We start from the raw sequence: 13,738 nt of genomic DNA on the forward strand, positions 1-13,738 counted from the left end.
GCGCGGGAAACCCCGGACCGGACGCCGGGCCGGCGGCGGGCGCGTCGGCGGGAGGGGGCCCGCCGCGCAGCCCTTCCATGCCGTCCTTGCCGCGCCGGAAGATGCGCGGCCTGGACCGGTACACCGTGCCCGGCTTGGCCGGGTCCGGGCCGCGGCCGCCACCGCTCGAGCTCATCGCCGGGGACCGCCCGTCACGAGGGCTGCCCGGGGTCGTCCGTCAGGGGCGTGCATGTCTGTGCTGACGCGCGGGTGCACCGATCGGTTCACGTCCTGCTCCACGGTCCGGCTCAGGCGATGCCGTGCCGCGGCGCCTCGATGGCCGGGCAGGTGTCCATGACGACCTCGAGGCCGGCAGCGGCCGCGCGGGCCGCGGCGTCCTCGTCGACGACCCCGAGCTGCAGCCACACGGCCTTGGCCCCGGCCGCGATCGCCTCGTCGACGATGCCGCCGGCGATCTCGCTGCGGACGAAGACGTCGACGACGTCGATCTGCCCGGGGACGTCCGCCAGCGTGCGGTAGCCGGGGGCGCCGTGGACGGTGTCCGCCTTCGGGTGCACGGGGACGATCTCCATGCCGAGCTGGTCCTGCAGGTAGCGCCCGATCCGGTAGGCGACCCGCGTCGGGTTCTCGGAGAGGCCGACGACCGCCCAGCGACTGCCCCGGGAGGCCAGCAGGCTGCGGACGACGTCCGAGTCGTTGACGTGGAGGCGGTGCCGGGCAGGGCTCGTCATGCCCCCAGTGTGCATCCCCACCCCCGTAGTCGCCGAACCTCGCAGGTCAGCGCGACGCCTCCGTCGCCGTCGCGTTCCGTGCTCGCCCGCCTGCATGTGCACCGGCACGTGCGACGGTGTGCCGCCCTTCGTTCGACGGAGCGTGACGACACTTCGCGGTGTCATGGGGTGCGGATCACATGTCAGGGACGCCGCGCCGCGCGCGTCGCCGGGACGCCGTCCGGGTGCCCCTCCGGATCGGCTCCGGGCCGCCGTCGACAGGCCCCTGACGGCGCGGGCCGACCTGGCGCACCGGCCCGCGAGGCTAGGCTCGGACCATGAGATGGTGCGTCACCGGCGGTGCCGGGTACATCGGTTCGCACGTCGTCCGCGCACTGCGCGACGCCGGCCGGGAGGTCGTCGTCCTCGACGACCTGTCGAGCGGGCACCGCGGGTTCGTCCACGACGACGTGCCGTTCGTCGAGGGGTCGGTCGTCGACCCCGCCGCGGTCGACGCGGCCCTCGGTGCGGGCAGCGGGGACCCCGTCACGGGCGTGGTCCACCTGGCGGGCTTCAAGTACGCGGGCGTCTCGGTCGAGCGACCGTTGCACACGTACACGCAGAACGTCACCGGCATGCAGGTGCTCCTCGACCGGATGCTCACGGCGGGCGTCGGCCGCCTCGTCTTCTCCTCGAGCGCCGCGACCTTCGGCACCCCGGACGTCGACCTCGTCACCGAGGACACCCCGACCCGGCCCGAGTCGCCGTACGGCGAGAGCAAGCTCATCGGTGAGTGGCTCGTCCGGGACGTCGCGCGGGTGACCGGCCTGACGCACACCTCGCTGCGCTACTTCAACGTCGTCGGCTCCGGGTACCCGGACCTCTACGACACGAGCCCGCACAACCTCTTCCCGCTCGTGCTCAAGGCGCTCACCGAGGGCCGGACGCCGCGGGTCAACGGCACCGACTACCCGACGCCCGACGGCTCCTGCGTGCGCGACTACGTGCACGTCCAGGACCTCGCGCTCGCGCACGTCGCCGCGGCCACCGCGCTCGAGGAGGGCCGCGCGCTGCAGCCGGTCTACAACCTCGGCAGCGGCGAGGGACTGTCGGTCCTGCAGATCATGGACGCCGTCCGGCGGGTCACGGGGATCGGGTTCACCCCCGAGATCCACGACCGCCGCCCGGGCGACCCGGCCCGGATCGTCGCGAGCGGCGAGGCCGCGGCCCGCGACCTCGGCTGGGCGAACCGGCACGACGTCGACGCCATGGTCGCCAGCGCCTGGGAGGCCTGGCAGCGCGCGCAGGCCGAGCCCGCGGACGCCTGAGCCGCACGACCGCCGTCCGGACGTCCGGGGCAGAACGAGCGGAACGGCCGGCCGCCGCGAGGGTGGCCGGCCGTTCCGTGTCGCGTGGTCTGTGCCGTGGTCTGTGCCGTGTCCTTCGGGGTGTCAGACCCCGACGAGGACGCCTGCGCCGACGACGCTCAGTCGCCGGCGCGGGGTCGACCCAATGCGCGGTACGTCCATCCTGCGCCGCGCCACACGGCCGGGTCGAGGGCGTTGCGGCCGTCGAGCACGTGCTTGCCGCGGACGATCTCGCCGAGCTTGGCGGGGTCGAGCTCGCGGTACTCGCGCCACTCGGTGAGCAGCAGGACGACGTCCGCCTTCGCGCACGCCTCCTCGGCCGTCGTCGCGAACTGCAGCTCCGGCCAGACCCGGCGGGCGTTCTCGATCGCCGCGGGGTCGGTGACGACGACGTCCGCGCCCTGGAGCTTGATCTGCGCGGCGACGTTGAGCGCCGGCGAGTCGCGGATGTCGTCGCTGTCCGGCTTGAAGGCGGCACCGAGGACGGCGACCTTGCGGCCGAGGAAGGAGCCTCCGACGACCTCGCGGGCGAGCTCGACCATCCGCACCCGGCGGCGCATGTTGATCGCGTCGACCTCGCGGAGGAACGTCAGCGCCTGGTCGGCGCCAAGCTCACCGGCGCGGGCCATGAACGCGCGGATGTCCTTGGGCAGGCAGCCACCGCCGAAGCCGAGGCCGGCGCCGAGGAACTTCGGGCCGATCCGGTCGTCGTGGCCGATCGCCGTCGCGAGCTGGGTGACGTCGGCCCCGGCGGCCTCGCACACCTCGGCCATCGCGTTGATGAAGGAGATCTTCGTCGCGAGGAAGGCGTTCGCCGCCGTCTTCACGAGCTCGGACGTCGGGTAGTCGGCCGTGACGAGCGGGACGCCGTGCGACAGCGGGTCGGCGTAGACGCCGTCGAGCAGCGCCTTCGCGGCCGCGGCCGTCGCCGGGTCCGAGGGGAGGCCGTAGACGAGACGGTCCGGTCGCTGGGTGTCGACGACGGCGTGGCCCTCGCGGAGGAACTCCGGGTTCCAGGCGAGCATCGCGCCGGTCGGCTCGACGAGGTCGGCGAGCCGGGCCGCGGTGCCGACCGGCACCGTCGACTTGCCGACGACCAGGTCGCCCGGGCGCAGGTGCGGCAGCAGGTTGCGGACGGCGGCGTCGACGTAGGAGGTGTCGGCCGCGAACTCGCCCTTGCGCTGCGGCGTCCCGACGCAGACGAAGTGCACCATCGGCTCGTCGGCCTCGGGCGAGCCCGCCTGCCGGGAGAGCACGGTGACGTCGGTCGTGAAGGTCAGCCGGCCGGAGCCCATGGCGCGCTCGAGGAGCTCGGGCAGCCCCGGCTCGAAGAAGGGCGCTTTCGCGGCCTGCAGGTCCTTGACCTTGGCCTCGTCCACGTCCACACCGACGACCTCGTGACCGAAGTCCGCCATGCATGCAGCGTGCACGGCCCCCAGATATCCACAGCCCATGACGGAGATTCGCACCGGGCGAGACTAGCCCGGCGCGCAGAGGCGGAGAGCCCGAATCAACGAACAGTGATGTGGGCCGCACGGTCAGCCACCCTGCTCGTCGACAGCCGGCCGTCCGGCGTTCATCTCCCGCATGTCGTCCGGTCCCGGGAGGTGCGACGGTGCCCGCTCTGCGTACCTTGGCGCCATGAGATTCGGCCTCTTCGTCCCGCAGGGCTGGCGCCTCGACCTCGTCGGCATCCCCCCGGAGGAGCAGTGGGCGGCGATGCGTGCCGTCGCCGCCCTCGCCGAGGCGGGGCCGTGGGAGTCGGTCTGGGTCTACGACCACTTCCACACCGTCCCGGTCCCCACCCAGGAGGCGACGCACGAGGCGTGGACGCTCATGTCCGCGCTCGCCGTCGCGACCTCGCGGGTCCGGCTCGGGCAGATGTGCACGTGCATGGGCTACCGGCACCCGATGTACCTCGCGAAGGTCGCCGCGACCGTCGACGTCATCTCCGGCGGCCGCGCCGAGATGGGCATCGGCGCCGGCTGGTACGAGCACGAGTGGACGGCGTACGGCTACGGCTTCCCGTCGGCCGGCGACCGGATCGCGATGCTCGCCGAGGGCGTCGAGATCATGCGGCGCGCGTGGGCCGAGGGCGAGGCGACGTTCGCCGGCGAGCACTACCAGGTCGAGGGGGCGATCTGCCGGCCGCAGCCGCTGCAGGCGGGCGGCGTCCCGCTGTGGATCGCCGGCGGCGGCGAGCGCAAGACGCTGCGGATCGCGGCCCAGTACGCGGCGTACACGAACTTCGACGGCACCCTCGAGGGCTTCCGGCACAAGTCCGAGGTGCTCGCCGGGCACTGCACGGAGGTCGGGCGGGACTACGACGAGATCGTCCGGTCCGCCAACTACAACGTCGTCATCGGTCGGGACGAGGCCGAGGTCGAGGAGCGGCTCTCGGCGCTGCGGGCCCGGTACGAGCCCTACCTCGCGCCCGAGCAGCTCGCCGCCGCCGAGCAGCAGTTCCGCACCGGCCCGCTCGTGGGCACCCCGGAACAGATCGTCGAGCGGCTCACCGAGCTGCAGGCGGCCGGCATGACGTACGCGATCACGTACTTCACCGAGGCGGCGTACGACACGAGCGGCATCGACCTGTTCACGAGCGAGGTCGTCCCGCACCTGCTCTGAGGGCGGCCGGGCGGTTGGTTGGGCGTCCGAAGGTCGGACGTGAAATTCGCGACACGTCGCGGCTGCTGTGCGGGGCTACCCGTGCGTAACCTCGTGCCATGACGACTGCCGACGCCGCCCGCGCCGCGTTCCCGCACTTCGCCCTGCCCGAGGACCACGAGGCGCTCCGCGAGGCGGTGCGCGCCGTGTGCGACGACAAGGTCGCGCCGTTCGCGGCCGAGGTCGACGAGACCGGCGAGTTCCCGGAGCACGCGCTCGACGCGCTCGTCGCGGGTGACTTCCACGCGCCGCACATCCCCGAGGAGTACGACGGGGTCGGTGCCGACGCGCTCGCGACGTGCATCGTCATCGAGGAGGTCGCGCGGGCCTGCGCGTCGTCCTCGCTCATCCCGGCGGTGAACAAGCTCGGCACGATGCCGCTCATCCTCGCGGCCTCGGACGACGTCAAGCGCCGCTACCTGCCGCCGGTCGCCCGCGGCGAGGCGATGTTCTCCTACGGCCTCTCCGAGCGGGAGGCCGGCAGCGACACGGCGTCGATGAGGTGCCGGGCGACCCGCGACGGCGACGACTGGGTGCTCTCGGGGCAGAAGTCGTGGATCACGAACGCCGGTGTCAGCGAGTACTACACGGTGCTCGCGGTGACCGACCCGGACGGCCCTCGCGGGCGCAACATCACCGCGTTCGTCGTCGAGAAGGCCGATGCCGGCTTCACCTTCGGGACCCCGGAGAAGAAGCTCGGCATCAAGGGCAGCCCGACCCGCGAGCTCCTCTTCGACCGCTGCCGGATCCCCGGCGACCGCGTCGTCGGCGACGTCGGGGCGGGCCTGCAGATCGCGCTGCGCACCCTCGACCACACCCGGGTGACGATCGGCGCCCAGGCCGTCGGGATCGCCCAGGCCGCGCTCGACCACGGATGCGCCTACGTCAAGGAGCGCAAGCAGTTCGGCAAGGCCGTCGCGGACTTCCAGGGCATCCAGTTCATGCTCGCGGACATGGCGATGACCCTCGAGGCCGCCCGCCAGCTCGTCTACGTCGCCGCGAGCAAGAGCGAGCGCAACGACCCCGACCTGCCGTTCTTCGGGGCCGCCGCCAAGTGCTACGCCTCGGACGTCGCGATGCAGGTGACGACGGACGCCGTCCAGCTCCTCGGCGGGGCGGGGTACACGAAGGACTACCCGCTCGAGCGGTTCATGCGCGACGCGAAGATCACCCAGATCTACGAGGGCACGAACCAGATCCAGCGGATGGTCATGGCGCGGCAACTGCTCAAGTAGGCAGCGGGCGCGATCATGGGAGGCATGAGGACCGGGTCGTGGTGCGCTGCTCTGGTCCTGCTGCCTGCGCTGCTCGCCGCCTGCGGTGGCGCCGGGGCGGACCGGCCGCCGCACCCGGGGACCGCCGAGCCGACGCCGTCCGCGGTGAGCCTGGAGGTTCTGACCCAGGAGGTGGAGGCCGCGGGGCGACGGGGTCTCGAGGGCGGCGGCTACGTCGTGGACCTCGACCGGTCCGAGGGCGGCGGCCGGCGGGTCGAGGTCGACCTCGTGACCCACCGGCTCGTCGCCACCGGCGCCGAGGACACGGTCTACCTCGCCGCGGGGAAGGGCCGGTACTCCTCCGTCGACCGGTCCGAGCGGACCCGCCTCGCGCTGCAGTACCTCGGCAGGCCGGGCGCCCGGTTCACGTTCAGCCCCGACCCGCGGATCACGATCGGCCCGACGATCAGCCCGTCGACCGCGGCGTCGCAGGCGTACTCGCCGGCGGACGCCGGTCCGCAGGACCGCAGGAGCTGGTCGGGGCCCGCCCGGACCGTGCGCCCGGACGGCATCGTCTACACGCTCCGGGACGACGACAGCGGCGCGACCTGCGCGTGGCACACGGACAGCCCGGACCCTGCCCGCGGGCGGCTGGTGCGGACGACGTGCGAGGTGGGCACCGGGGTCGAGCCGGCGCCGACGACCTGGACGTACACCACCCCCGTCGTCGCCCTGCCCGACGACGCGTCGGTCGTCGGCTTCCAGGAGTTCTTCGACGCGACGGTGGCCGCCGAGCTCCCGGACACGCTCCGGCACGACGCGCGGATGTTCGCCCGGGCCGCCAACCGGGTCGCCGCGAAGGAGCACCGCAGCACGCGGGTCGCCGACCTCGAGAAGCTCGCGGAGCAGTCGTCGGAGGTCGCCGGCCGGGACCTCCTCCGGCTGAGGACGACCGTCGACGGTCAGGGCACCGTCCACCTGACGGGCCGCAACCCCTACACGCGCGAGACCCTCGAGTGCCTCGTCGTCCTGCGCGGCGGCAAGGCGGTCGCGGGCCAGGTGACCGTTCGCTGAGCCGGTGACGCCTCAGAACCGGTAGTCGAAGTCCTCGAACGAGTCCGTCGGGAAGACGTAGAAGAAGCGCAGGAGCCCGCTGCCGTCGTTGACGATGCCGTGCTCGGCGTCCCCGGGGACGTACACCGACGACCCTGGCCGCAGCGTGTGCTCCACCCCGTCGAGCGAGACCGTCCCGGTGCCCTCGGCGACGAAGTAGACCTCCGGCGGGGTGTGCCGGTGCCGGCCGAGCCACTCACCGGGCCGCAGGACCGCCACCCCGGTCGTCAGGCCGACGGTCGCCGTCACGTCGCCGCTGAACGCGGTGCGGAACCCGAGCCGGCCGCGGACCGGGTCGTCCCAGCGTTCGAGCGGGACGTCGTCCTCGTGCCGGACGAGCGGTCGGACGTCCATGGCGGCTCCTCGGTCAGGTCGGTGTGACGGTCCGCGCCGGTCGCGCGACCTCGGCCCAGGGTCGCGCAGCGGGCGCCCGCGACGCACGTGGTGCGCGGCGCGTTGACGCGGTGGTCCGGCTGCGACGACGATCACATGATGAGACGGCTGGTCCGGACGCCGCGCCGGCCGGTGCTGCTGCCTCTGCTGCTGTGCGCCTGCGTCGCCGGGTGCTCCTCGGGCGGCTCCGTCGGCGGGACGCGGACGGCCACGGCGACCGCCACCCCGCTGACCGTCGAGTCCCTCACCGCGCAGGTGCTGGCTGCGGGACGGCGCGGGGCGGGCAGCGACGGGTACGTCGCCGTGACGGAGCGCGGGGTGTCCCCGGGCCGGTCCGAGGTCGACCTGCGCGGGCGCATCGCGTTCGGCCGGGACGACTACGGCGGCTCCTGGTACCTCGTCGGCGGTCGGGGTGAGTACCTCGTGATCACGGGGACGGAGGCGGACCGGGCCGCGCTGGGGTTCCTCGGCCGCCCGGACGCGCGGTTCGCGGTGCGTCGGGACCGGGCGACGCCCCGCCCGACGAGGACCGGCGCCACGGACGGCGGGCCGGTGGAGGACGCGTTCAAGGGGCGCCGGTTGAGGTCGCCGGCCGCCGCCGGGCCCCTCGGGTTCCCGCGGGCGGAGTGGTCGCACGCGCAGGTCCGGCAGGTCGGGTCCGGCCGGGTCTTCAGCATGGAGGCTGCCTACCCGCCGCGCACCGTCTGCAGCTGGACCACGGACAGCGCTGACCCGCGGCGGGAGCGGTTGGTGCGCGAGGAGTGCTTCGCCACGGAGGACGACGGCGGTGCGATCACGACGTGGACGTACACCAGCCCCCGCATCACACCGCCGGACGACGCGTCGGCCGTGGACCAGGAGGAGTTCGGCCTGGCGCTGGAGGCAGCCGACCTCCCGCGCCGGCTCGCGCGGGAGGCACGAAGCATCGCCCGGGCGGCGAACCGGCGCGCGGCCCGCGACCACCGGTCGGTGACCCGCACCTCCGACCTCAGGGCGATCGTCGGTCCCGGGGGCGACGTGGCCAAGGGCGACCGCCTCCGGCAGCGGAGCACGATGGACGCCGCGGGCGTCGTCCACGTCACCGGGTACAACCCCGTCACGCGCACGACCCTCGAGCGGCAGGTGGTGGTCCGCGACGGGAAGGCCGTGGTCCTGCGGTCGTGACACGGGCGGGCGTGCGGACGGCTCAGCGTCGCGCAGCGGCGCACGCGATGCACGTGGTCGCCTCCGGGCGGGCCTCGAGCCGGGCCGGGGCGATCGGCCCGCCGCAGCGCTCGCAGGTCCCGTAGCGCCCGTCGTCGACGCGGGCGAGGGCCTGCTCGATCGCCGCGCGGCTGCTCCGGGCCCGATCCAGCAGTGCTGTGACCTGCTCCCGCTCGAACGCGATCGTCGCACCCTCCGGGTCGTGCTCGTCGTCCGCGTTGGAGTCCTTCGACGCCTCGACGAACCGGGCGTGCTGCTGCTCGAGGTCGGTGACCTGGTCGGCGTTCTCCGCGAGCGCCTGCACGAGCCGCTGCCGCTGCGCCCGTGCAGGCGCCGCGCCGCCGATCTCCTCCTGGCCGCCGTCCGTCACCGCTCCATCGTGCGTCACGGCTGTGCCCGTCCGCAGGGCAGGGCGGCTCGCGGGCTACGCCTTGCCCTTGTCGGCAGAGCCGTCGTCCACCTCGCGGACGACGAGGGTGTCGGCGACCTTGTCGAGCAGGTGGGTGACGCTCTCCTGCGCGAACCCGCCGATGACGGCGATGATCAGCACGCTCGTCAGGCTGGTGTAGGTGCCCGTGACGAGCCCGCCGCCGACGAGCCAGACGAGCAGCACCGCGGTCCACAGCCCGGTCGCCAGCTTGACCGTCACCTGTGCCGGTCGCGGGTCGAACCAGCGGATGTCCTTGGGGGCGCGGCGGCCGAGGGCGTAGACGGTGAGCAGCGAGGTCAGCGTCGCGCCGACGACGCCGGCCACCATGACGACGAGGAGGAGCGTCCACGCCGGCATCTCGACGCCGTCCGGGCTGGGGACGAAGGTGTCCTTCTCGAGCCGGGACTGGGCCAGCACGGCACTCCCGGCAAGCACGACGAGCAGGGCCGAGAGCGACATCGTCGCGGTCCGCCACGCGTGCGCCGTGCGCAGCCGCGCCGTCGCGGCCTCGTGCGCCGCGTGCAGGGCGTCGACGGCGACCTCGCGGGCCCCGGTGCCGAGCCTGGAGTCGGTGAGCTTCTTGTTCCAGATGCGCTGCTGGGCCGGTGGCAGCTCGCGGTCCACGTGGTCCTTGGCCTCCTCCTCCACGACGGAGTCGTCGAGGTACAGCCGCGCGACCTCCTCCTCCAGGGTGTGCAGCCGCATCCAGGCGGCCTCGCGGCGGGCCCCCGGGAGCAGGTAGCGGTGGCCGGACGCCGTCCGGCCGGTGAGCTCGGCCTTCCTGAAGGCGGCGATCTGCGACCGGATTCCCTCCGCGTCCGTCGTCCTCCCGGCCCGGTCCTCCAACGAGTCTGCGTATGCGCCCGCGTCCACGGTCCACGTGGCCATGACCCCCACCTCCAGCAGTGAGACCCTTCTAGCCTGCGCCGGACGGCGCCCGGCGCGCCGGGACGATCGGCGTCGGCGGCCCTGCCGACAGGCCGACGGCGACCGTCAGCGCGAGCACCCCCTCGGGGTCGGTGAGGGTGTCCCCGAAGAGCCGGCGCAGCTGCGTCATGCGGTAGCGGACCGTCTGCGGGTGGACGACGAGCTGGGCGGCGACGTCGTCCCGCCGGCCCTGGTGGAGCAGCCACGACCGGAGCGTCTCCACGAGCCGCTGCCGGGCGTCCGGGCGCAGGTCGTCGAGCGGGGCCAGGGTCGTGGCGCGCAGGTCGGCCAGGGCCTCGCGGTCGGCACCGAGGACGAGCTCGGTGAGGTGCGTCTCGGTGTCGAGGAGCCCGCGGTGCCGGCCGTGCAGCGCGAGGAGCCGGACGGCTCGGGTCAGGGACGCCGCCGCCGACACCCAGGGCCGGGCCGGTCCGACGACGACCGGCCGGTCGCGCAGGGCGTCGAGGGCGACCCGCCGCCCGGCGCGGCCCGGTGCCCCGGCGGGGACGAGGAGGACGTCGAGCGCGGCGTCCGGGTCGTCGGCCCCGCGGTCGTCGTCCGGGTCGTCGGTGCCGTGGCCCAGGAGGTCGCCGACGACGTCCGCGGGCAGGTGGAGCGTGCCCGACGGCAGCTGGGCGAGGGCGAACCGGGCCTGCGCGGGGGAGAGGACGACCGCGACGAGGGTCTGCGGCGGGTCCCACTCGGCCCGCTGGGCGAGGGGGAGCAGCTGGTGCTCGGGCTCGCCGTCGAGGATCGCCTTCGCGAGCCGCTCCCGGTACTGCTCCCGGACCCGGCCGGTGACGGCGAGCTCGTCGCTGTGGCCCGTGACGCTCGCCGCCGAGAGGGCGTCGATGTAGGCGAAGACGAGCTCGGCGAAGCGGGCGAGCGTCGCCGGGGACATCCCGAGCTCGACGCAGTGCGCGCTCCACTCCCGCCACGCGACCCGGGCCCCGACCCGGTAGGCCGCGAGCAGGGCGGCCATCGTGCGGCCCGACCGGGCCTCGCCGCGGCCGAGGGCGTACGCGGCGTCGAGCACCGGGCGCAGCGGCATCCCGGCGTCGGGGCTCTCCGACTGCTCGGCCATCGTGAGGAAGCCGCCGAGCGCGAGCCGCACCGAGCTCTCCAGCGTCTCGCGCAGGCCCGTGCTGAGCGCCCCGTCGCCGAGCCGGTCGCTGTACTCCGGGACCCCGGCCCGGACGGCGTCCACGGTGCGGCCCGCGACGTCCTGCAGGCGCTCCCGCATGGACTCGCCGATCGCCGGATCGAGCGCGAGCCCGCCGTCCATCTGTTCCCTCCGAACAATCGGTTCGTGCAACTCCACGTCCGTAGGGTGAGAGTTTAACCTTGACGATCACCAAGACTGAAGCGGTGGAGAGCACCAGCACGCGGACACGCACCCTGTCCCGGACCCTCGGAAGGGTCGCGGAGGCACTGTGCACGCCGCTCGTCCCGGCCGACTACCTCGACATCGTCGCCCCGATGCGCCCCGGCGCCCGGCGGGCCAAGGTCGTCGCCGTCCGGCCCGAGACCGCCCGCGCGACGACCCTCGTGCTGCGGCCGGCCTTCCGCTGGCCCGGCCATCGGCCCGGCCAGTACCTGCGCCTCGGCGTCGACGTCGACGGCGTGCGGCTGTGGCGCTCCTACTCGCTGACCGGCCCGCAGAGGCCCGACGGCACCCTCACCGTGACGGTCGGCGCGCTCGACGGCGGCGCGGTGAGCAGCCACCTGCAGTCCGTGCGGGTCGGTGCGCTCGTCGAGGTCGACGGCCCGGACGGCGTCTTCACGCTGCCGGACGTCGCCCCGGCCAAGACCCTCTTCGTCACCGCCGGGACCGGGCTCACCCCGGTCGTCGGCATGCTCCGCACCCGGCTCGCGGACCTGCGCGACGTCGTCCTCGTGCACTCGGCGCGCACCGCCGACGACGTCATGTTCGCCGAGGAGCTGCGGGACTGGGCGGCGCAGGGCCGGCTGCGGCTCGTCGAGCGGCACACCGCGACGCAGGGCCGGCTCACCGCCGCCGCCCTCGCGGACCTGGTGCCGGACGTCGCCGAGCGCGAGACCTGGGCGTGCGGGCCGAACGGCCTCCTCGACGAGATCGCGGCCGCCGCCGAGGCACAGGGCTGGACGCAGCGGCTGCACACCGAGCGGTTCCGGCCCGTCCTCGTCGAGCCCGGCACCGGCGGCACCGTCACCTACGGCCGGGCCGGCGTCACGCTCGAGGCGGACGGCGCGACGACCCTCCTCGCCGCCGGTGAGGCCGGCGGGGTGCTCCTGCCGTCGGGCTGCCGGATGGGCATCTGCTTCCAGTGCGTCGTCCCGCTCACCGAGGGCTCGGTCCGCGACGTCCGCAACGGCGTCGTGACGACCGCCACCGCCGAGGACCCGGCCCTCGTCCAGACCTGCATCAGCGCGGCCGCCGGGCCGTGCGCGCTCGACGTGTGAGCGCCGTCCGGCCCCACCAGCCCGCCCGACCGTCCCGCACGACCACTGACTGCCCCGGAGGAACCCTCCCGTGACCGCTATCCAGCACAAGCCCGTCAGCCCCGTCGCGCACCTCACGCCCGAGGACGTCGAGGAGCTCGGCCGCCTGCTCGACGAGATCCGCGAGGAGGTCGTGAGCAGCCGCGGCGCCCGCGACGCCGAGTACATCCGCAAGGTCATCAAGACCCAGCGCCGCCTCGAGCTCGGCAGCCGCGCCGTCCTGCTCGCCTCGCTCTTCCCGCCGGCGTGGGTCGTCGGCACGATCGGGCTGAGCATCGCGAAGATCCTCGAGAACATGGAGATCGGGCACAACGTCATGCACGGCCAGTGGGACTGGATGCGTGACCCGAAGATCCACTCGACGACGTGGGAGTGGGACAACGTCACGCCGTCCGAGCACTGGAAGCACTCGCACAACGAGCTGCACCACACGTGGACGAACGTGCTCGGCAAGGACAACGACCTCGGCTACGGGATCATGCGCGTCGACGAGGACCAGCCGTGGTCGCCGGCGCTGCTCGGCCAGCCGTTCTACAACTTCCTCAACATGCTCGTCTTCGAGTACGGGATCGCCGCGTACGACCTCGAGCTGTTCGCGCTCGGCAAGGCCTCGGCCGAGAAGAAGGCCGCGACCTGGGCCAAGGGCAAGCAGGTGCTCCGCAAGGTCCGCAAGCAGGTGCTGCGCGACTACGTCCTGCACCCGGCCCTGTCCGGCCCGTCGTTCGTGCCGACGCTCGCCGCGAACGCCGTCGCGAACCTCGTCCGCAACGTGTGGACGCACTCGGTCATCATGTGCGGCCACTTCCCGTCCGGCGTCGAGACGTTCACCCGCAAGAGCATCGAGGGCGAGACCCGCGGCGAGTGGTACCTGCGCCAGATGCTCGGCTCGGCGAACATCACCGGCGGCCGGTTCATGCACGTCATGACCGGCAACCTCAGCTACCAGATCGAGCACCACCTCTACCCGGACCTGCCGAGCAACCGGTACGCCGAGGTCGCGCCGCGGGTGCAGGAGCTCTTCGAGCGCTACGGCCTGACGTACGTCAGCGGCCCGCTGCCCAAGCAGGTCGCGTCCGCGTGGTGGAAGGTCATCAGGCTGTCGGTGCCGACGAAGGCCGACCTCGACAAGCGCAGGGCGCGCAAGGCCCGCCGGGCGACCGGGCGTCGTCCCGCGGTGCCCGCGCAGCAGCAGGAGACGGTGCTCGAGCCGGTCGCCTGACCGTCAGCCACTCC

The 13,738-nt window shown here is 73.8% G+C and carries 13 protein-coding genes; 7 read left to right on the top strand and 6 right to left on the bottom strand.

From position 1 onward, the window contains the following. Positions 1-287: 287 nt before the first annotated feature. Positions 288-731, bottom strand: a complete 444-nt coding sequence (locus ECOMGDLI_RS12000) for a CoA-binding protein (RefSeq protein WP_088317071.1) — start codon at positions 729-731, stop codon at positions 288-290. A gap of 317 nt (positions 732-1,048) precedes the next feature. Between ECOMGDLI_RS12000 and galE the strand changes: the two genes are divergently transcribed. After that, positions 1,049-2,038, top strand: a complete 990-nt coding sequence (galE, locus tag ECOMGDLI_RS12005) for a UDP-glucose 4-epimerase GalE (protein ID WP_088317072.1) — start codon at positions 1,049-1,051, stop codon at positions 2,036-2,038. A gap of 158 nt (positions 2,039-2,196) precedes the next feature. Here galE and ECOMGDLI_RS12010 read toward each other — a convergent pair whose 3' ends face one another. Further along, complete coding sequence (locus ECOMGDLI_RS12010) at positions 2,197-3,546, bottom strand: UDP-glucose/GDP-mannose dehydrogenase family protein (protein ID WP_088317073.1); 1,350 nt, start codon at positions 3,544-3,546, stop codon at positions 2,197-2,199. Between the two features lie 172 nt (positions 3,547-3,718). Between ECOMGDLI_RS12010 and ECOMGDLI_RS12015 the strand changes: the two genes are divergently transcribed. From ECOMGDLI_RS12015 to ECOMGDLI_RS12025, 3 genes are all read left to right on the top strand, one after another. Next, the gene (locus ECOMGDLI_RS12015) at positions 3,719-4,705 is read left to right on the top strand and encodes an LLM class F420-dependent oxidoreductase (RefSeq protein ID WP_088317074.1); all 987 of its coding nucleotides are present in this window, start codon (positions 3,719-3,721) and stop codon (positions 4,703-4,705) included. Between the two features lie 98 nt (positions 4,706-4,803). Beyond that, the gene (locus ECOMGDLI_RS12020; RefSeq protein ID WP_088317075.1) at positions 4,804-5,979 is read left to right on the top strand and encodes an acyl-CoA dehydrogenase family protein; all 1,176 of its coding nucleotides are present in this window, start codon (positions 4,804-4,806) and stop codon (positions 5,977-5,979) included. A 24-nt stretch (positions 5,980-6,003) separates the two neighbouring features. Continuing rightward, complete coding sequence (locus tag ECOMGDLI_RS12025; RefSeq protein ID WP_088317076.1) at positions 6,004-7,032, top strand: hypothetical protein; 1,029 nt, start codon at positions 6,004-6,006, stop codon at positions 7,030-7,032. A gap of 12 nt (positions 7,033-7,044) precedes the next feature. On the opposite strand, the gene ECOMGDLI_RS12030 is transcribed toward ECOMGDLI_RS12025, so the two are convergent. Continuing rightward, positions 7,045-7,425 (bottom strand): cupin domain-containing protein, encoded by a 381-nt coding sequence (locus tag ECOMGDLI_RS12030; RefSeq protein ID WP_088317077.1) that lies wholly within the window; start codon positions 7,423-7,425, stop codon positions 7,045-7,047. Between the two features lie 135 nt (positions 7,426-7,560). Between ECOMGDLI_RS12030 and ECOMGDLI_RS12035 the strand changes: the two genes are divergently transcribed. Beyond that, on the top strand, positions 7,561-8,628 hold the full coding sequence (locus ECOMGDLI_RS12035; RefSeq protein WP_088317078.1) for a hypothetical protein: 1,068 nt from the start codon (positions 7,561-7,563) through the stop codon (positions 8,626-8,628). Between the two features lie 22 nt (positions 8,629-8,650). On the opposite strand, the gene ECOMGDLI_RS12040 is transcribed toward ECOMGDLI_RS12035, so the two are convergent. From ECOMGDLI_RS12040 to ECOMGDLI_RS12050, 3 genes are read right to left on the bottom strand one after another with little or no spacing between them, the layout of a single operon-like run. Beyond that, positions 8,651-9,037: a TraR/DksA C4-type zinc finger protein gene (locus ECOMGDLI_RS12040; protein WP_198954790.1), complete on the bottom strand. Its 387-nt coding sequence runs from the start codon at positions 9,035-9,037 to the stop codon at positions 8,651-8,653. Positions 9,038-9,091: 54 nt separating this feature from the next. Beyond that, a complete protein-coding gene (locus ECOMGDLI_RS12045) occupies positions 9,092-9,985 on the bottom strand; it encodes a hypothetical protein (RefSeq protein ID WP_088317079.1) in 894 nt (297 codons plus the stop codon). 28 nt (positions 9,986-10,013) lie between these two features. Continuing rightward, the gene (locus tag ECOMGDLI_RS12050) at positions 10,014-11,309 is read right to left on the bottom strand and encodes a CdaR family transcriptional regulator (protein ID WP_088317080.1); all 1,296 of its coding nucleotides are present in this window, start codon (positions 11,307-11,309) and stop codon (positions 10,014-10,016) included. Positions 11,310-11,392: 83 nt separating this feature from the next. Here ECOMGDLI_RS12050 and ECOMGDLI_RS12055 point away from each other — a divergent pair, with 83 nt between their 5' ends. Further along, positions 11,393-12,466: a ferredoxin reductase gene (locus tag ECOMGDLI_RS12055; protein WP_198954791.1), complete on the top strand. Its 1,074-nt coding sequence runs from the start codon at positions 11,393-11,395 to the stop codon at positions 12,464-12,466. Between the two features lie 70 nt (positions 12,467-12,536). Continuing rightward, the gene (locus ECOMGDLI_RS12060) at positions 12,537-13,724 is read left to right on the top strand and encodes an acyl-CoA desaturase (RefSeq protein WP_088317081.1); all 1,188 of its coding nucleotides are present in this window, start codon (positions 12,537-12,539) and stop codon (positions 13,722-13,724) included. The last annotated feature ends 14 nt before the right edge of the window (positions 13,725-13,738 follow it).

Source organism: Kineosporia sp. R_H_3, assembly GCF_002198675.1.
Taxonomy (GTDB): Bacteria; Actinomycetota; Actinomycetes; order Actinomycetales; family Kineosporiaceae; genus R-H-3.

Excerpts from the sequence above, each read along its gene's own strand:
- ECOMGDLI_RS12000 (WP_088317071.1), bottom strand. The coding sequence starts at position 731 with ATGACGAGCCCTGCCCGGCACCGCCTCCACGTCAACGACTCGGACGTC.
- galE (WP_088317072.1), top strand. The coding sequence starts at position 1,049 with ATGAGATGGTGCGTCACCGGCGGTGCCGGGTACATCGGTTCGCACGTC.
- ECOMGDLI_RS12015 (WP_088317074.1), top strand. The coding sequence starts at position 3,719 with ATGAGATTCGGCCTCTTCGTCCCGCAGGGCTGGCGCCTCGACCTCGTC.
- ECOMGDLI_RS12020 (WP_088317075.1), top strand. The coding sequence starts at position 4,804 with ATGACGACTGCCGACGCCGCCCGCGCCGCGTTCCCGCACTTCGCCCTG.
- ECOMGDLI_RS12025 (WP_088317076.1), top strand. The coding sequence starts at position 6,004 with ATGAGGACCGGGTCGTGGTGCGCTGCTCTGGTCCTGCTGCCTGCGCTG.
- ECOMGDLI_RS12030 (WP_088317077.1), bottom strand. The coding sequence starts at position 7,425 with ATGGACGTCCGACCGCTCGTCCGGCACGAGGACGACGTCCCGCTCGAA.
- ECOMGDLI_RS12035 (WP_088317078.1), top strand. The coding sequence starts at position 7,561 with ATGATGAGACGGCTGGTCCGGACGCCGCGCCGGCCGGTGCTGCTGCCT.
- ECOMGDLI_RS12045 (WP_088317079.1), bottom strand. The coding sequence starts at position 9,985 with ATGGCCACGTGGACCGTGGACGCGGGCGCATACGCAGACTCGTTGGAG.
- ECOMGDLI_RS12050 (WP_088317080.1), bottom strand. The coding sequence starts at position 11,309 with ATGGACGGCGGGCTCGCGCTCGATCCGGCGATCGGCGAGTCCATGCGG.